The organism is Psychrobacter sp. CX18 (assembly GCF_057396215.1).
In genome coordinates, this window is record NZ_JBXYJH010000005.1 from 92,293 (window position 1) to 108,486 (window position 16,194).

Genomic DNA, 16,194 nt, shown 5'->3' on the forward strand with positions numbered 1-16,194 from the left:
ATAACCAAGTGCAAGTACTACTGCAGTAGGCTTAACGAGGTTAACGCCGTGACTATTCATACTTTCGCCGACTATAATTAAATAGGAGGTGTGAGGGACATTATAGCTAAATTTTGCGATATTAGGGTCTATAATATACAGACTATTGCCGATGAAAATAGATAAGTGTTTAGAACATAAATTGATAAATTATCACTGACTATTCTTACGCTTAGTCTATTAATCTATAGGCGTAATATTCAACAAACCCTGATCTCTAACTTTGGATAAAATAGCACAATTGTTGCTATTAAATTTGAATTTGTGGTAATAATTTGCCAGTTAACAATTTTCGTCGCATAATAGCAGTACAAATTTAATTGTGAATACTCCTATGACTATGACCAAAAATACGATTTCCAATCCTCATAACGCTAAAACTTTAAAAACCTGTTCAACACCTAAACTTTCGGTGTCAGCAGTCACCACTGGGTTATTTATGCTGAGTAGCTTCATGCTATGCAGCCCTTCTTATGCTGCAACTAATACGGCTGACTCAATAAATAACTCAGTTAATAAGGTAAAGGTCACCCAATTACCTACCCTATCTTTACGTACTGAATACAATGAGCTTAATCAAACCAATTCTCAAGGTAACAACCCATCGGTTGATAGTTTACAACGATTGATTGATGAGACTGATGAAGCCAATCAAAATCGTCAAACACGTTCAGTAGTGACCGATCCAGACGCGGCTAACTCGTCCTCGTCTACGGCTGATGATGTAACCTCTTATAATAATATTGAACTAAGTGATGCCGAGTTTGAAACAAATGACAATGTCTATGATAGTAATATGAATGACAGTGAAGTCGTTGAAGAGCGCGTCAATGAAGAGATTGCTGAACAAAGTAGCAGTGATGAAGACTCAGGAGAGGCTGTAGACGTTGCCACTTCTATTATCGATGATGACTCCATTAAAAGCATCGAAAATAAAAATGGTAAGGTGTATAAAACCACTAACCTCTCTACTTATGCTCGCGCCGTAAATGGTGCAGTTTGGTCGCCTAATATGCGAAAAAATACGGCGATGACGGTGAAAATGCAGGCTTTATTAGATTGGAATCATGCTTCTCCTGGACCTATTGATGGGGGATGGGGCATGAATAGTAAGAAAGCATTGGCTAACTTTCAAACGATGCGCGGGCTCTCTAGTACAGGGAAAATGGACACAGCGACTTGGAACGAACTGACTAGAAATATCGATACCAATCAACCCGTTTTAGTTGAATATACGATTACTAAAGATGACGTTAATACAAACTTTGCCTCTACTCCTTCCGGTTCTGAGGCTAAATCTAAGATGAAGGGATTGTATTATCAGAATATTCAAGAGATGTTCGGTGAGCGTTTTCATATGGATGTCCGATATCTTGAAAAGCTGAATAAAGGCAAAAAATATGTCGCAGGTGAAACCATCACCGTTATTAACGTTGGAAGCCCCTTAAAACAAAGTATTAACCATGTTGTGGCTAACAAAGCAGATAAAACACTTTATGCCTATAACGGTAATCAACTAGTAGCGACTTATCCAACAACGGTGGGTAGTACCAGCACGCCATCACCCTCTGGCAGTTTTAAGATTGTCAACAAGGTGAAAATGCCTTGGTATAAGTCAACTGTTAATAAGGGTAAAGAAGATCAAAAAGTATTCATGTTACCACCTGGGCCAAATAACCCTGTCGGTGTCGTATGGATGGGACTTTCAAAACCTTCCTACGGTATCCATGGCTCTCCGGTACCTGAAGGCATTAGCCGTCAAGCTTCTGCCGGCTGTGTTCGTTTGACTAACTGGGACGTGTTAGAGGTTTATGCCAATATTGTCAATGGTGCGAAGGTTGATCTTAAATAATTGGAATCTTTAACCACTTATTATAGTAAAACACTTATTATTATAGTAAAACACTAACTAATAGGCGCTCTATTGACTAGCGAAGAACCTTCATATTAAGGCGCTTATCAGACATAACATCTTGTTTTGTTTACTTTATCTTTAATCTTTTAATAATCTTTTAATAACCTTTCATTGCTAAAACAATATTGAGCTCATAGCCACTATGAGCTCAAATCTTGTATTAAAGACTTGGCATTGAAGCACTGAATCATTTAAGCATTGAAGCTTTGTTTTAAACACCAGGTTTTAAAGACTTAATATTAAAGCTTTTAATAATTCTACTGTATTAAAAATTTATTGATATAGAACAATAATTCGGTTAAATGTAATATCAAATTTTTCAAAAAACAATAAATACACTTCATTCTACTCATACGATTAAGCATAAATTGTAGAGGGCATCATGGCAAAACATTTAAGTTTTATAGATCGCGCAATTGTAGGATTCGACAGTAGTTTACGATCGATAATTCCTCACTCCAATCAAACAGCCCGCCCCTTACCTGTTAGCTCTGAGTCGTTGCCCGAATTGACTATTAATGAGTCACGGCACGTGGCAGGACTCATGCGTATCAATCACACGGGGGAAGTCTGTGCGCAAGGGTTATATCATGGACAGGCTTTCACGGCTAAAAACGATCAAGTTCGGCAAGCCATGCAACACTCTGCTGATGAAGAAGTAGATCACTTAGTTTGGTGTGAGACTCGTCTAGATGAGCTGGGTAGTCATCCCAGTGTATTTACCCCTGTTTGGTATGGCCTATCTTTTGGTTTGGGTGCGATTGCTGGTCTTATTTCTGACGAATTTAGCTTAGGGTTTGTGGCGGAAACAGAAGCACAAGTCAGTGAACACTTACAAGATCATATCTCTCAATTACCAGAGCAGGACACGCGTAGTAAAGAGATTTTAGCTCAAATGAATATCGAGGAACTAGAGCACCGACATGCCGCGATAAATCATGGTGGTAAAGCATTATCTGCACCCGTCAGAGTATCCATGCGCTGGATGGCAAATCGCATGAAAAACGTGGCATATCATTTGTAAAAAACTATGGTCTGTTAAACATTAAAATATTAGGACTCCTAATAGCTTAAAATGTATGGTTTTTTTAAATGTATGGTTTTTTAAATGTGCCTTGTTCACTAAAACACCTAGAAAATATAAATTAATACATTTCATAAATATATATTGGTTAATATTAATCGCACTTAGTTACAACGGTACTCTATATTGCAGGGTTTAAAGTTGCTATCTTATAGGTCACATTTGTAATCGGTTTTGGTAAGTCAACGTTTTCATTAGTTAGCCTTCAATATTGAATAGGCTAACCTAACTTATTTAGTGTTTGACTTATCAATCCAAATGAATTGAAAATCATAATTTTAAAACTTTAAATTATTTTCACGATAAGGATCTAAGAATGAGAAAAGAGAACATGCAGTTTACGACTAAAGCTCTTTCAGGCGCCATTTTTTTTGTATTGACACTGACTGGCTGTCAATCTCTACCAAGTACCTCTAGTAGTAGTACGACAAATAGCCCAAGCTCTCAAGTTGGCGAGACGCCTATGGTCAATAACAGCGCTGCTATAGCTGTATCAACTGGTCCCCATAAATCGACTTATAGCGCTGAAGAGCTTGAGAAAGATCAGTTACATAATGCGACTGACATTACTAAAACTCGCTTATCAGGTATACCCACTCCTAGCGTTAACGTTTCAGATATTAGCTACATTCCTACTGTAATCATTCCTAAAACAACCACCAGCCAAACTGATCAGCTTGATGTGAGCTTGCTAGACGACTTCATTTTACAAATTAGCCCTAATGCTCGCCACTACCCACCAAACTTCAAGTCTGCCTCTGATCGTTATTATGCAAAAGAGAAACTAAAAGAGCTTGAACAGTGGTTACGCCCATTCGCAGAACAACCAAATGCGTCTTACGAGGTTTTATTAAGAGCAGCCAAACTTAACGGCATGGCTCGTAATTTGGATCTAGGGTCAGACTATGCTGTACGCGGCAGTACTTTCATCGCTAAAGCAATTGACAGACAGCCTAATAGTGCTGAGGCCAACTTTATTTATGGCATGATGTTGTCAGAGGGCGGCGGATTTAAAGAAGGGAAAAAATATTTGTTGAAGGCAGCCTCTCAAGATTATAAAGAGGCTGAACAAAGTTTGGCTCAAGCAGATTTGCTCAGTGACAATCGTTCAGCAGCATTATCACGATTAAAAACGTTGCAGCAAAAATATCCCAACGATGCAACTATCGCTCAGCAAATTAATATTATTGAGTCTGGTAAATATTACATTTGGGATTTAGCGGCTCAGTAAAGTTATATTTTTGTGTTTATTCTTTTTCTTAGTATAAAATATATCTCTAACCCGCTAGAATTTCATTTTAACTTTTAAGCGACTTTTAAAGTTTGAGCCACTATTTAACGATAGTGGCTTTTTAATGCCATACTTTTATTATTATATGTGGCTTAGTACTTAAAAAACCATTAAGATAAATCATCCCCTTAATACATTCATTCAAAGTCAAACGTTATGCCTATTTTGAATCTGATACCAAATTTAGAAATCAACCATACGAGGAAGGCGAGTCCAAACGCCACAAATCGCAGGTTCAATGAGACTATCAATGATAGGTTATTTTATAAAAAAGGTATTAAAACGCCCTCAAACTCACGTCTATTGCTAGGTGCCTCCCTCGCTATTGGATTTTTATTGACGGCGTCATGTAGCACTGTGTCAGTGAGTGAAAAAAATTCAAGCAGAACCATCGTTCAACAGCGAGATAATATTGTTACCAAAAATGCATTAAGTAATAAGACGTCTTCCGTATTAGTATCATTTGGGGTGCCTAGCGATGAATGCTTTACTGACTTTGATACGTGTTTAAAAAAAGTTGAACAGGGCATTATTAACAAAAATAGTAGAGAGTCGCTAGCCCTTTATGCAGAACTTTACTTAGCCAGAGCGAAGCAAATCGAACAATCTGAAAGCTGCGTTCACAAAATATTACGTCCACCCGTTGATCCTTATTACGCTAATGCTCCTTTGTCTCCTGAAGATAAAGCGGATCGAGTGCGTTATCTAAGGCTATGTAATACAGAATACCGAGACAACTTATTACTGGCTGTTAAATATAGTTATGCCTACCTTTTTTATCCACAGCTCAGCTCTAGTACTGAAGATGATGTAGACATTTCTGTAAAACCAAATTATTTGCCCTCTAATCTAGATATCCAAACCCTTGATGTTTATGACGCTGCGACAGATGCCCTCATAAAACAGCTCTATTCGAATAAAGATCATAGCCAGCAAGTGGACAAAATTACCTCTTATATCGATGATAGTAATGTCCATTATGCAAAATCATCAATGCAGGATGGATTGGACTATGCCAATGGTGAAAAGTATGGCGATCAGATTAAAGTTTTAAACTTTACCTTTCCACCTATTTCAGAAGACCCTTATTTCGCAGGACATAACAAACTTGAATACGAAAACAACAATAACAAGTCGGATGACAATAACAAAATATTGTCATCCAGTGCTACCAATCCTGATACGACCTCTATAGACATTTACTTACCTAATGAGCCTGAATACTTGCAGAATACGCAAGAATACAACCAGACCATTGATAAAATATATGCCAGTCATGACCTAAGTTTTTCGGGATTAAATTCCATCGTAGAGCGTGAAGGGTTTGGTATTAGCTACGTGACATTATTAGATGAACGTCTGAATACCTCTGTTAAAGGCTTATTGACTGCTAAAGATAAACAGCTAAACTCTCAAAACCCCATCGATAGAATTCATCTAACCGGTAATTTATTGATTACCGGGGTACTTATTCCCAAAGGTGAGACTTTAAAAGAAGTATTAGACAGCAATAACTATGATATTAGACTGTATAATCCACATCATACCAAGACCATCGATATATTAAATCAGCCTTACTATTTAGCAGCCAATTTTTCATCAAGTTATGGTCTATGGCTTGCAGAAAATCATCTAAGTAATGTGGGTTACTTCAACCTTCTCGCCAAACAACAAACATTAACCCTACCTCAGCTATTCATGCTCGAACCATATGATCCCAATAAACGTATCATTATCATGCTACATGGTCTAGCCTCAAGTCCTGCGGCTTGGGTCAGTGTTACTAATGATATCTCAAATGATACTGAATTACGCGAAAACTATCAGGTTTGGCAGATTTTCTACCCTACAAATATCCCAATATTAGAAAACCGCTATAGAATACAAGAGCTTATAGAAACTGCATATAAAATAAATGACCCTAATAATAAACATGTAGCCAGTCATAATTCTGTGTTGATTGGTCATAGCATGGGCGCCGTCATCGCGCGTTTGTTAGTCTCTAATCAAAACTTGGAAGAGAACTTTAATCAGCTTACCGAACGTGACAGTAATCTAAAATTAAGTAAGCTACTGGATAAACAGTTAAACCAATATAACGTCAAAAATAGACTACACTTAAAACAGTTGGACAGTGTTGATACCGCAATATTCATCTCAGCGCCCTTTCGAGGTACAGACTTTGCAGATCGCTGGTTTACACGTCTATTGCGCCGCATCGTGCAGTTGCCCATTGGTTTTGCACAAACTATCCGAGGTAACTTGACCAGTATCGCTACCGAAGGTGAGTTGGTGTCCAATCCATTAGGGGCGCTTTATTTCGAAAATGGTGCCAGTCAACTCAGCGATAAATCCTCGTTTATGAAATTAACCGCTGATTTGCACATTGCTGATAATGTCACCTATCACTCTATTATTGCTAATCGCGATTCAGATCTATACCAAGGACTGTTAAAGCTGAAAATTACTTCCGCCCCTGATACAGCATTATCTTCCTCAAAACCACCTGAAATACGGGATGAAAACGCGGCATTAACAGCTAATAGTTCGCAAGATAATAAGAATAATGAAAATGGTGAGCTTAATGAAACCATGCCAGCGGACAATTCTCTGAATGCTGAGAAGAGTAGAAAATCAGACAGCACTTTAGACAGCACTCAGAAGGATGACTTTAAGTTAGAGGATATGGCTGACATTGAGGAAGGAAGCTCAGATAAAACTAGCTCTGATATACCTAGCTCAAATAAAACTGGCTCAAATAAAACTGGCTCTGATATGAATCTCCCACCAGCAGGAAATTTAACGGAAGATATTGCAGAAGCTGTTACACCAAGTATATCGGATGGCATTGTTCCTTATGGTAGCTCTCACTTAGATGGTGCGGCAAGTGAAACCGTTATTTCAGGAGGTCATGGTATTCAAGAATCACCCGAAGCGATTTTAACGTTACGGAAAATACTGCACCAACACTTAAAGGACCATCCCATAGATAAATAATACCTTATGTATTAAACAACCGGACATTGTTAAACTAAATTAGGCTCAGTTAGGCCTGCTGAACCTACTCTTTGTAACGTTTGATTTGATGCGATTTGATCTGTCTTTAAGGATAGGTTACATTCTAGATTTGGTATAAAAGGATTAACCTTTAGGGCGATTCTCAATTGCGTTTCGCACAGGTTTGAAGCTTCTTCGGTGTTGAGGCAATACCCCTAGCCTATTGATCGCATCGACGTGAGATTTGGTCGGATAGCCTTTATGACCTTCCAAGCCATACCCAGGATACATACTGGCATCTTTGACAACTTGTCTATCTCGAGTCACTTTTGCCAATACACTGGCGGCGGCGATGGCCGTATGTCGACCATCGCCTTTTATCCAAGCTTCAGAATTGACAGGATACCCTTTTTCACTCCCAATACCGTGCTGTGCCAGCAAGCCACTATCTAAATCAGGAATTTTATTGCCGTCAATCAATAGATTAAAATGAATAGCGGACGAAACACTTGAAATCTGGCTGTCCGCTATAACAGTTGTTTTTATTGCTTTAGCTAACTCAACCATAAGTTGTTCACTGGCTAGACGCATGCCAAGTAAGGTTGCTTGCAGTATGTTAATCTGATCGATGACCGCTGAGGGTACGTCAACTAGCATATAAGCTAACGCGTGTTGTTTTATTGGTTCAAAGAGTGCTTCTCTTTTCGCTTCTGTCAGCTTCTTAGAGTCTGTCAATTTTGATAGTACTGTATCATTTAATACATTATCGCTAGTTTTAGCAGTTAATTCAGCTGATAACTTACTGGGTAATATAGCCCCTGCTACGACCACACTGCCATACAACGGCCCTCGCCCTACTTCATCTATGCCTATCGTTATCTGATAAGGCTGAATAGTACTACCTTTGAAGATCCCGTTATCATGCGAAAGCCCGTTATCTTTTAAAAGGCTACTATCTTGCGAACCAATAGCTATAACACTAGATTTTGCGTCAGCAATGTTTAGAAAGTGGGCATTAATGTCTTTAAGTAAGGCGTCGATGTTCATATTACCCTGAATAATTATGGGCTTATTGAAGGATAATGACGGTAGTGGCAAGCCTGCCTGAGTATCCGATGTCACTGCCGGCAGGTGATCAAGTTCAAATTGAATATGGCTCATAATAGAATTGGGCTACCGTTATAAAACGTTTAGGTTAATAGCTCAAAAAGGATGACAACTTAGTTGAACTGTCTATTAAACCTTTAAGTGACTGGCTTTTTAATTATTTAAGTAACTGGCTTATTGACTGTTTAAATGATGGTTTGAATAGTCGTGCCATGTATTAACTACTGCTGAAACCGGTGTTTGACTGCTTTGCCGTTTTAACCAATCTGATGTCTCTTGTAAGCGTAACATTTGCTGGTCATAGACTCTAGGACTCATCAAACGGGTCACTTCTCGGCATATACTGTCTCCACTTGCCTCATCTTGTAGCAACTCTGGTACAATTTGCTCGCCTGCTAAAATATTAGGTAGTGCCACATAAGGCACCTTGACCAAACGACTAGCGACGGCATAGGTTAGCTTATTCATTTGATACACCACAACCATCGGGCGACTGAGCAGCATCGCCTCCAATGTCGCGGTACCTGAGGCCAAGACAATCATATCGCACATGGCCATAATTGACTGACTAAAGTCGGATTCGCTTTGGCTCTCATCATAAGCGACCGCTACTGCCCGGCGTAACGATTCATTTTGTCGATCAATCAAGTCTTGCACAATATATTGATGGTTTTTATCAACCGTTGGTATAACAAAGCAAAGATCTTCATCCACTAATAGCAATCGAGCGACAGCATCTAGCATCAAGGGTAAAATGGCGTTAATCTCAGAGCGCCTTGAGCCTGGCATCAGGCATATCATAAGACTGATATCTTCTTTTCGATTAACGAAAAAACTATTAAGCTCCGAATTATTCCAGACCAGTTCACGTCTTTGTTCGTGTGTTGATAACTCAAGTAACTCTTGAGGTAAATTGTTTAATAATGGATGACCGACACAGATGGCAGGATGATTATGACGCTGATACACCTCAAGCTCAAAGGGAAATAAACACAACACCAGATGAGTGGCTTGTTTTATGGTCTTGATACGAGACTCTCGCCATGCCCAAATAGAGGGACTAACGTACTGTACACAAAAGATACCCTTGGGCTTTAACTTTTTGGCAACTCTCAGATTAAAATCAGGGGCATCGATACCGATAAACCAATCGATATCCGCTTTGGTAAAGGCAGTGACTAATTCTTTTCGAGCTTTTAACAAATCTGGCAAATGCCCTAAGACTTCAACGAGCCCCATAACCGCTAAGCGTTCTAAAGGGAATAAAGACTGCAATCCCTGCGCTTTCATTTTAGGACCACCCACCCCAACCCATACCACATCTGCGATCAGATCATTCATCTGCGCCATAAAGTCAGCACCTAGACTATCTCCAGACGCCTCGCCCGCTACGATACCAATAACCAAAGGCTTGGTCTGATCGGCAGACTGATTGAATGATTTAGGCTGGCTTGTCGCACTTGCTAACATAGCAAACTCTACTTAAAAATAATAATTAGGTTATTAAAAAGACGTTATTAAAACTAGATAAGTTTTTTAAAGTTCATAGAATTAGGTTTATGCAATAAAGTATAACAAAGTTTTATCTTGCCTATTCCAGTTATAAGTTATTTACGCACGCTTTATACTTGTCAATCATAGAATAACACCCCATAATAAACTTAATGCAAGGGAAGTTATTAACTTTGCTGATTTTACTATAAATCCTCTAACGGTTATATTTTAAACCTGTCATGATAAATATAGTAGTAAACTCACTCGTTAATATTCACTTCCACTTATTTGACCTATTGCTATACCGACAAATAATTAACAAAAATATATTTATATTAATTTAAACTAGGCACTCTATATATGACTACTCATTTAAATACTTCTCATACAGCAGACATTGACGACGTGAATATTGAAAAGTTTATACCTTTAATTACCCCTGCTAACTTAAAAGCCGAATATCCACTATCTGAAACGGCTTATCATACGGTTTTAACAGGGCGTACGACCATTCAAAATATATTGGACGGTAAAGATAAACGCTTATTAGTCGTGGTCGGTCCTTGCTCTATCCATGACATTACAGCGGCGCATGAATATGCAGATAAATTAGCTCAGCTTGCCGAAGAGCTTAAAGATAGTATTTATATCGTGATGCGGGTCTATTTTGAAAAGCCTCGCACCACTGTGGGCTGGAAAGGTCTAATTAATGATCCTGATATGAACGATAGCTTTGATATCGAAAAAGGTCTACGTATGGCACGTAAGCTATTGCTCGATTTGAATGAGAAAGGTCTACCTTGTGCCACTGAGGCCTTAGATCCTAATACCCCTCAGTACATTCAGGATTTGATCAGTTGGTCTGCCATTGGCGCACGTACGACTGAGAGCCAAACTCACCGTGAAATGAGCTCTGGCTTATCTTGTCCAGTTGGTTTTAAAAATGGGACTGATGGCAGTATGACCGTTGCTGTTAATGCTATGAACGCCGTTAAATCAGGTCATAACTTTTTAGGCCTATCCGTTGATGGTCAAGTTTGCATCATTAAGTCTAAAGGCAACCCTTATGCTCACGTGGTATTACGCGGTGGCAATGGCAAACCGAATTATGACCAAGCTTCTGTCGAAGAAGCTGAAAATGAGCTTGCAAAAGGCAATGCCAAAGTCAAGATTATGATCGACTCTAGCCATGCCAACTCTGGCAAAGATCCGTACCTTCAGCCCATGGTCATTCAAAATGTGGCAGAACAAATCAGTCATGGAAATAAGTCTATTATGGGTCTCATGGTTGAAAGTCACTTAAAGGGGGGTAGCCAGAAGCTTACAAGTGATCCTAGCGAATTAGAGTACGGCAAATCTATTACCGATGGCTGCTTAGATTGGGACAGTACGGTTGCCTCATTACGCAACCTTCGTAATACTATTAAAGACGTGCTACCAAACCGCTAATATAAGCAATTCATAACGCTAACATTAGCAGTTCATTACAGTGCTGGCTTAGAGTCTATTACACTCATTAAGCACTATTAGATACAAAAAATGCCTAACGTAAAGTTAGGCATTTTTATTTCAATAGACTGTTTTTAACCTTAATTCGGGATAAGAGTTTTTGTCAGAAATTGTTTTTATTTGGGTTAAAAATCCATCCCCAACCCTTCCTTTGGAAAAGGAAGGGAGCTAACCTTTCCAAAGTTAAAAAGGGATGAATGGTCATTTGTCTACAAGGTTAGAAGCATTGCTTTGCAATAAAGGGTGCCTATTACCTTAAATTTGATAGGTTGATTATACCCAATTCAGGTTTATTTAATAAAGCGCGTTCTATAGTCAAACATCCATAAACCAGAATTGTGCTTAGAATATATACAATCTAAAGCTTTCTTAACAGTTTTTAGTCTAGTAGACATTAGGCTAACGACTACTAGACTTTTATATTTATAGCGCTAGCCCGCCTTCAACATAGTCTGTAGACTTTCCGTAACGTTTTTAGACTTAACAACAGTGCTAAGTTGTTTCAGCTGCTTCTCAGCAATATCTCGAATGGGCTCAGCAAGCGTGAACCAACGAGACAAGGCTTGAAGCAAGCGTGATGCCAGTACAGGGTTCGTCGCGTCTAGCTTATGTACTACCCCGATGTAGATCTCTAAGCCTTCATTCGTCCAAAGCTTTGTTGGCTGAGAGGCAAAGCTACTAACAACGGCACGAATTCGATTGGGTGTACCCCAATCAAAATCATCACGATCAATCAACGCCTTAATATCATCTGGCGTAGCATGTTGATCGCCTGCTTGCACACTAAACCATAAGTCCATCACTAAGGCTTCATTATTAAAACGCTGATAGAAGTCTGCCAATAGATGCTCTTTTTGAGGATGATTGTGATTAACAATCGCGCTTAGAGCCCCTAGTCGTTCCGTCATACAATGGGCATTGTCATATTGTTGCTGCGCCCAGTCATGTGCCTCTTTAATACCTGCGGTCAATGCCATATCGAGTACCACATTGCGAAGCGCACGTTTGCCACGAGCTTCTGGCGTATCTTCATAAGCCACGATAGGCAAACTTTGATATACCGTTGCCCAATCATCAGCCATCACTAGCGCCAACTGATTTTTTAGGTTTTCCCATTTTTGTTTGATGGCTTGTGGTTGATAATTATGATTGACAGAAGAGGCGAGTTCTCGTTCAGCAGGGATGTCTAAAATTCGGGCGGCCAGCATGGCATCTGACTTATCAGAATTGACATCCGCTAACTCTAAAAACGCCTTTTTAACGGCCTTTAAATAGACGGACGCATCTTTATCTTGTAGTAATATCTTGTTGACTAATGCTTGTGCATTTTGCCACTGGTTAAAGCCATTGGTTTCATGGGCTAGTAGGAATGCTAGATCATCTTCAGAGTGATCGTATTTTAACTGCACTGGCGCACTAAAGTCTCGCAGCACTGACAGCACAGGCTCCTTACCCTCAACGGTCTTGATATTATCGAATACAAATTGCTGAGACTCAGACTCAAGCATCAATAAACGCTCTTCGATAAGCTCTCCAGTCGTTTTATCAAATAAGGCAGAAGCAATGGGTATAGGTAATGGCTTAGGGGCATCATAGCCGTCAACCTGACGTGTTTTTTGTGACAAGGTGACGGTTAACCTACCAGTGTTACCTTCAGCCGTGGTATCAAATTGTTGTGAGCCTGTCACCTCAGGTGTGCCAGGCTGAGTGTACCAATCGATAAAGTGCTCAACTGATTTTCCTTCAGCACTTAATGCCGATAGCCAGTCTTCAACCGTCACCGCCTGCCCATCATAGCGCTCAAAATAGGTATCAGTGCCTTGACGATACTCATCACCTAAGGTATTCGCAAGCATACGAACAACCTCAGCACCTTTTTCATACACAGTCGCGGTATAGAAGTTATTAATTTCTACAAAGCTATTAGGACGAGGCGGATGCGCTAAGGGACCGGCATCTTCAGTAAATTGATACGCTCTGAGCATAGAAACATCATCGATACGCTGAACCGCTGGCGACTGATGATCGGCAGAGAAAGACTGGTCACGAAATACCGTCAGCCCTTCTTTTAGACACAGTTGAAACCAATCCCGGCAAGTCACACGGTTCCCTGTCCAGTTGTGGAAGTACTCATGCGCGATAATACTTTTCACACTAAAGCTACGGGCATCGGTCGTGGTCTCTGGACTTGATAACACACATGAGGTGTTAAAAATATTTAGACCTTTATTCTCCATCGCGCCCATATTAAATTGGCTAACCGCAACGATCATATAACGGTCTAAGTCATAAGCTCGGCCATAATTAACCTCATCCCAGTGCATCGCATCTTTTAAGGCCTGCATTGCCAGCTGACATTTGTCAATATCATAGGCTTTGGCATAAATTTGTAATTTAACGTCGCGACCTTCAATGGTGTTATAGCTGTTTTCAAGCACCGCTAGATCTGCAAATACGCAAGCAAACAAGTAGCTTGGCTTTTTACTACGGTCATGCCAAATGGCATAATGACGACTGGCATTACCTTCAACGTCACCCGATTCAATCAGATCACCATTTGCCAATAACGTTGGAAACTTTTTATCCGCTTCCAATCGCGTGGTAAATACCGAAAGCACATCAGGACGGTCAGGATAATAGGTAATCTTACGAAAACCTTCCGGCTCGCATTGGGTGACATACATGGCGTCTTCACCCTCCCCTGCGATATACAGTCCTTCAAGCTCTGTGTTTTTTTGCGGCTCATGACGTACACTAATTTTTAGTACCGCTTCATCTGGGGCTTGTGGGATAACCAACTGTGAGTCATCAAGTTGGTACTCGCTTTGCTCTAACTGTTTATCATTCAGGCTAATAGAGATCAGCGTCATATTTCGGCCAAATAAGACAAGGTCACCTGAATGCTCTCTTTTCATGTTTAAAATGCTATCAACTGTCGCATGATTGTCGAACATCTTGATGTCTAAATGCACACTCTCAACCGCAAAGCTCGGCGGTGTATAGTCTTTTAGATATATTTTTTCAACAGGAGAGTGCTCTTTAACACTTAGGTCACCTAATTCATCAGGATTGTGCGCTGGCGCATCTGGTGTTACTTGGTCGATGACCATGGCGTCTTCAGTAGCATCGGTTTTGATTAGATTTGTCATATATTATCTCTTATTTTTTCTCTTATTAAGAACATCAAGTGTTATAGACTTTTGCTAAGACTCACTTATCACTTAGCCATCTAAATTAGTTAAAAAGGATAGTTCTTATATTGTGACATTCATGCTATTTTAAACCTTTAATTTGCGGGCTAAGGTATCAATTTCAATACCTTTTTATTTATTGGCTTATTTATAGTCAAAACTGTTTATAGTCGAAGCTGTATTTAGTTGAGTAATCGTTGTAGCGTGTGGTCTAGCGAAGCGTAACACACGGATTTTTAGAAGCCTCTTATCATTCAGGTTTAGCTATATGTGCTTTTGAAAACTTTTAGCTATCGTCGAAGCCAGCTAAAAAAGGTACAAAGCCACCGAGTGCAAGTACTAATGTAGTAGGCTTAGCGAGATTAACACTGTAGCTCTTTAGTCTGGCTATGACTATATCAATAGTTCTGATAAACGAAGTTAATACAGCCCCTATAATCCTAATTCTGTAATACTATTTATTAAAATCAACCTACTAGAAAAACAAGTGACCGTATTACTCACTTTATATTAAGCGAGTTAGATAAAGTCAGTTTGTTTTTGACATCGGTATCATTTACTTGTTAAACCCCTTTTTATATAAGCCTTAAATATGACCTTACCAGAAAATTATCTTAAAGCCATCTCAGAGCATATTATTGACGTTATTAATTACTTACATACGACAAAATTCAGTGATACGTCAACTGATAACTCTTATGAAGACAACGAGGACAGTCAATATAAAACCTCCGATAACACGCAAATCAGTCATACCCAATCGCAATCTGAAGCAGGGAGGTATAGCATCTTATTAATTAGTGATATCGCTACCGCAAATGAGGTACATCACTATATAAAGCAGTCTGCTTCAAGATTTATTCAATCAGACCTAAATCACTTAGATATTGTCTCATTAAGTTTAGACGATTTTGTAGAATTGCCTTTTGACAAACGCTATACTTTAGGATGCTTTATAGATCCTATCATTGATAACACTAATATTGGTGACACTAATATTGAAGAACTGCTTGTCTCAGGTGGTGTAGATGGATTAATTAAGTGGAATCAGCTAAAGACAATCGCCATAAAATTGCGGGATTTATTTGCTGAACAAAGTCTTATATTTTTACCACCCCAGCACCCAGATTATCCGTTAAACAGTTATGGTTTTGAGATGTCAGTATTGGAGTTTGATAATCTAAACATTGATAACCTGGAAACTTCTAGTGAGTCCTATTCAGAATCAACGACGACCAATAGACAAATCAGTTGTTGGCAGTTTAATCTATATGATTACAAACGTCGTCCAGAGTGGCTAAACGCAAAGTACTGGGCTAATCCTGAAAACTTTGATAAGTATCGTTGGTAAAACCTTAAAAAAGTTCGTAGCCAATGTTCAACTACTGATATAAAATGCTTGTTATAATTATCAAACTTTGTCATCATTCTAACAATAATTTACAGTTATTCTACTTACATAAAGTAACATTTTGTCTTAAACGTGCTATATTCTTTATAGTTCAAAATTATGGTCATGTTTTAAATTTAAAGTATTAGTACATAATACCATTTTAGAAAATTTATA

The 16,194-nt window shown here is 39.1% G+C and carries 9 protein-coding genes; 6 read left to right on the forward strand and 3 right to left on the reverse strand.

From position 1 onward, the window contains the following. Positions 1–373 precede the first annotated feature (373 nt). The 4 genes from AC2SLT_RS05665 (at position 374) to AC2SLT_RS05680 (ending at position 7,326) form a co-directional block, all read left to right on the forward strand. Complete coding sequence (locus tag AC2SLT_RS05665; protein WP_486546667.1) at positions 374–1,891, forward strand: L,D-transpeptidase family protein; 1,518 nt, start codon at positions 374–376, stop codon at positions 1,889–1,891. A 445-nt stretch (positions 1,892–2,336) separates the two neighbouring features. Continuing rightward, a complete protein-coding gene (gene coq7, locus AC2SLT_RS05670) occupies positions 2,337–2,978 on the forward strand; it encodes a 2-polyprenyl-3-methyl-6-methoxy-1,4-benzoquinone monooxygenase (RefSeq protein WP_486546668.1) in 642 nt (213 codons plus the stop codon). A 376-nt stretch (positions 2,979–3,354) separates the two neighbouring features. Next, positions 3,355–4,269, forward strand: coding sequence for a tetratricopeptide repeat protein (locus AC2SLT_RS05675; protein ID WP_486546669.1), 915 nt, complete (start codon positions 3,355–3,357; stop codon positions 4,267–4,269). Positions 4,270–4,485: 216 nt separating this feature from the next. After that, positions 4,486–7,326 (forward strand): esterase/lipase family protein, encoded by a 2,841-nt coding sequence (locus AC2SLT_RS05680; protein WP_486546670.1) that lies wholly within the window; start codon positions 4,486–4,488, stop codon positions 7,324–7,326. Positions 7,327–7,470: 144 nt separating this feature from the next. Here AC2SLT_RS05680 and AC2SLT_RS05685 read toward each other — a convergent pair whose 3' ends face one another. Together AC2SLT_RS05685 and lpxB are read right to left on the reverse strand one after the other, a co-directional pair. After that, positions 7,471–8,487, reverse strand: coding sequence for a ribonuclease HII (locus AC2SLT_RS05685; protein WP_486546671.1), 1,017 nt, complete (start codon positions 8,485–8,487; stop codon positions 7,471–7,473). Positions 8,488–8,607: 120 nt separating this feature from the next. Continuing rightward, positions 8,608–9,903 (reverse strand): lipid-A-disaccharide synthase, encoded by a 1,296-nt coding sequence (gene lpxB, locus AC2SLT_RS05690; protein WP_486546672.1) that lies wholly within the window; start codon positions 9,901–9,903, stop codon positions 8,608–8,610. A gap of 384 nt (positions 9,904–10,287) precedes the next feature. Between lpxB and AC2SLT_RS05695 the strand changes: the two genes are divergently transcribed. Continuing rightward, on the forward strand, positions 10,288–11,376 hold the full coding sequence (locus AC2SLT_RS05695) for a 3-deoxy-7-phosphoheptulonate synthase (RefSeq protein WP_486546673.1): 1,089 nt from the start codon (positions 10,288–10,290) through the stop codon (positions 11,374–11,376). Positions 11,377–11,867: 491 nt separating this feature from the next. On the opposite strand, the gene pepN is transcribed toward AC2SLT_RS05695, so the two are convergent. Next, entirely contained in the window at positions 11,868–14,585 is a 2,718-nt protein-coding gene (pepN, locus tag AC2SLT_RS05700; protein ID WP_486546674.1) for an aminopeptidase N, read from the reverse strand. A gap of 634 nt (positions 14,586–15,219) precedes the next feature. On the opposite strand from pepN, the gene AC2SLT_RS05705 reads away from it, so the two are divergent. After that, on the forward strand, positions 15,220–15,978 hold the full coding sequence (locus AC2SLT_RS05705; protein WP_486546675.1) for a DUF6231 family protein: 759 nt from the start codon (positions 15,220–15,222) through the stop codon (positions 15,976–15,978). Positions 15,979–16,194: the final 216 nt, after the last annotated feature.

Bases quoted from the DNA above. Each gene is read 5' to 3' on its own strand.
- AC2SLT_RS05665 (WP_486546667.1), top strand. From the start codon at position 374: ATGACTATGACCAAAAATACGATTTCCAATCCTCATAACGCTAAAACT.
- coq7 (WP_486546668.1), top strand. From the start codon at position 2,337: ATGGCAAAACATTTAAGTTTTATAGATCGCGCAATTGTAGGATTCGAC.
- AC2SLT_RS05675 (WP_486546669.1), top strand. From the start codon at position 3,355: ATGAGAAAAGAGAACATGCAGTTTACGACTAAAGCTCTTTCAGGCGCC.
- AC2SLT_RS05680 (WP_486546670.1), top strand. From the start codon at position 4,486: ATGCCTATTTTGAATCTGATACCAAATTTAGAAATCAACCATACGAGG.
- AC2SLT_RS05685 (WP_486546671.1), bottom strand. From the start codon at position 8,487: ATGAGCCATATTCAATTTGAACTTGATCACCTGCCGGCAGTGACATCG.
- lpxB (WP_486546672.1), bottom strand. From the start codon at position 9,903: ATGTTAGCAAGTGCGACAAGCCAGCCTAAATCATTCAATCAGTCTGCC.
- AC2SLT_RS05695 (WP_486546673.1), top strand. From the start codon at position 10,288: ATGACTACTCATTTAAATACTTCTCATACAGCAGACATTGACGACGTG.
- pepN (WP_486546674.1), bottom strand. From the start codon at position 14,585: ATGACAAATCTAATCAAAACCGATGCTACTGAAGACGCCATGGTCATC.
- AC2SLT_RS05705 (WP_486546675.1), top strand. From the start codon at position 15,220: ATGACCTTACCAGAAAATTATCTTAAAGCCATCTCAGAGCATATTATT.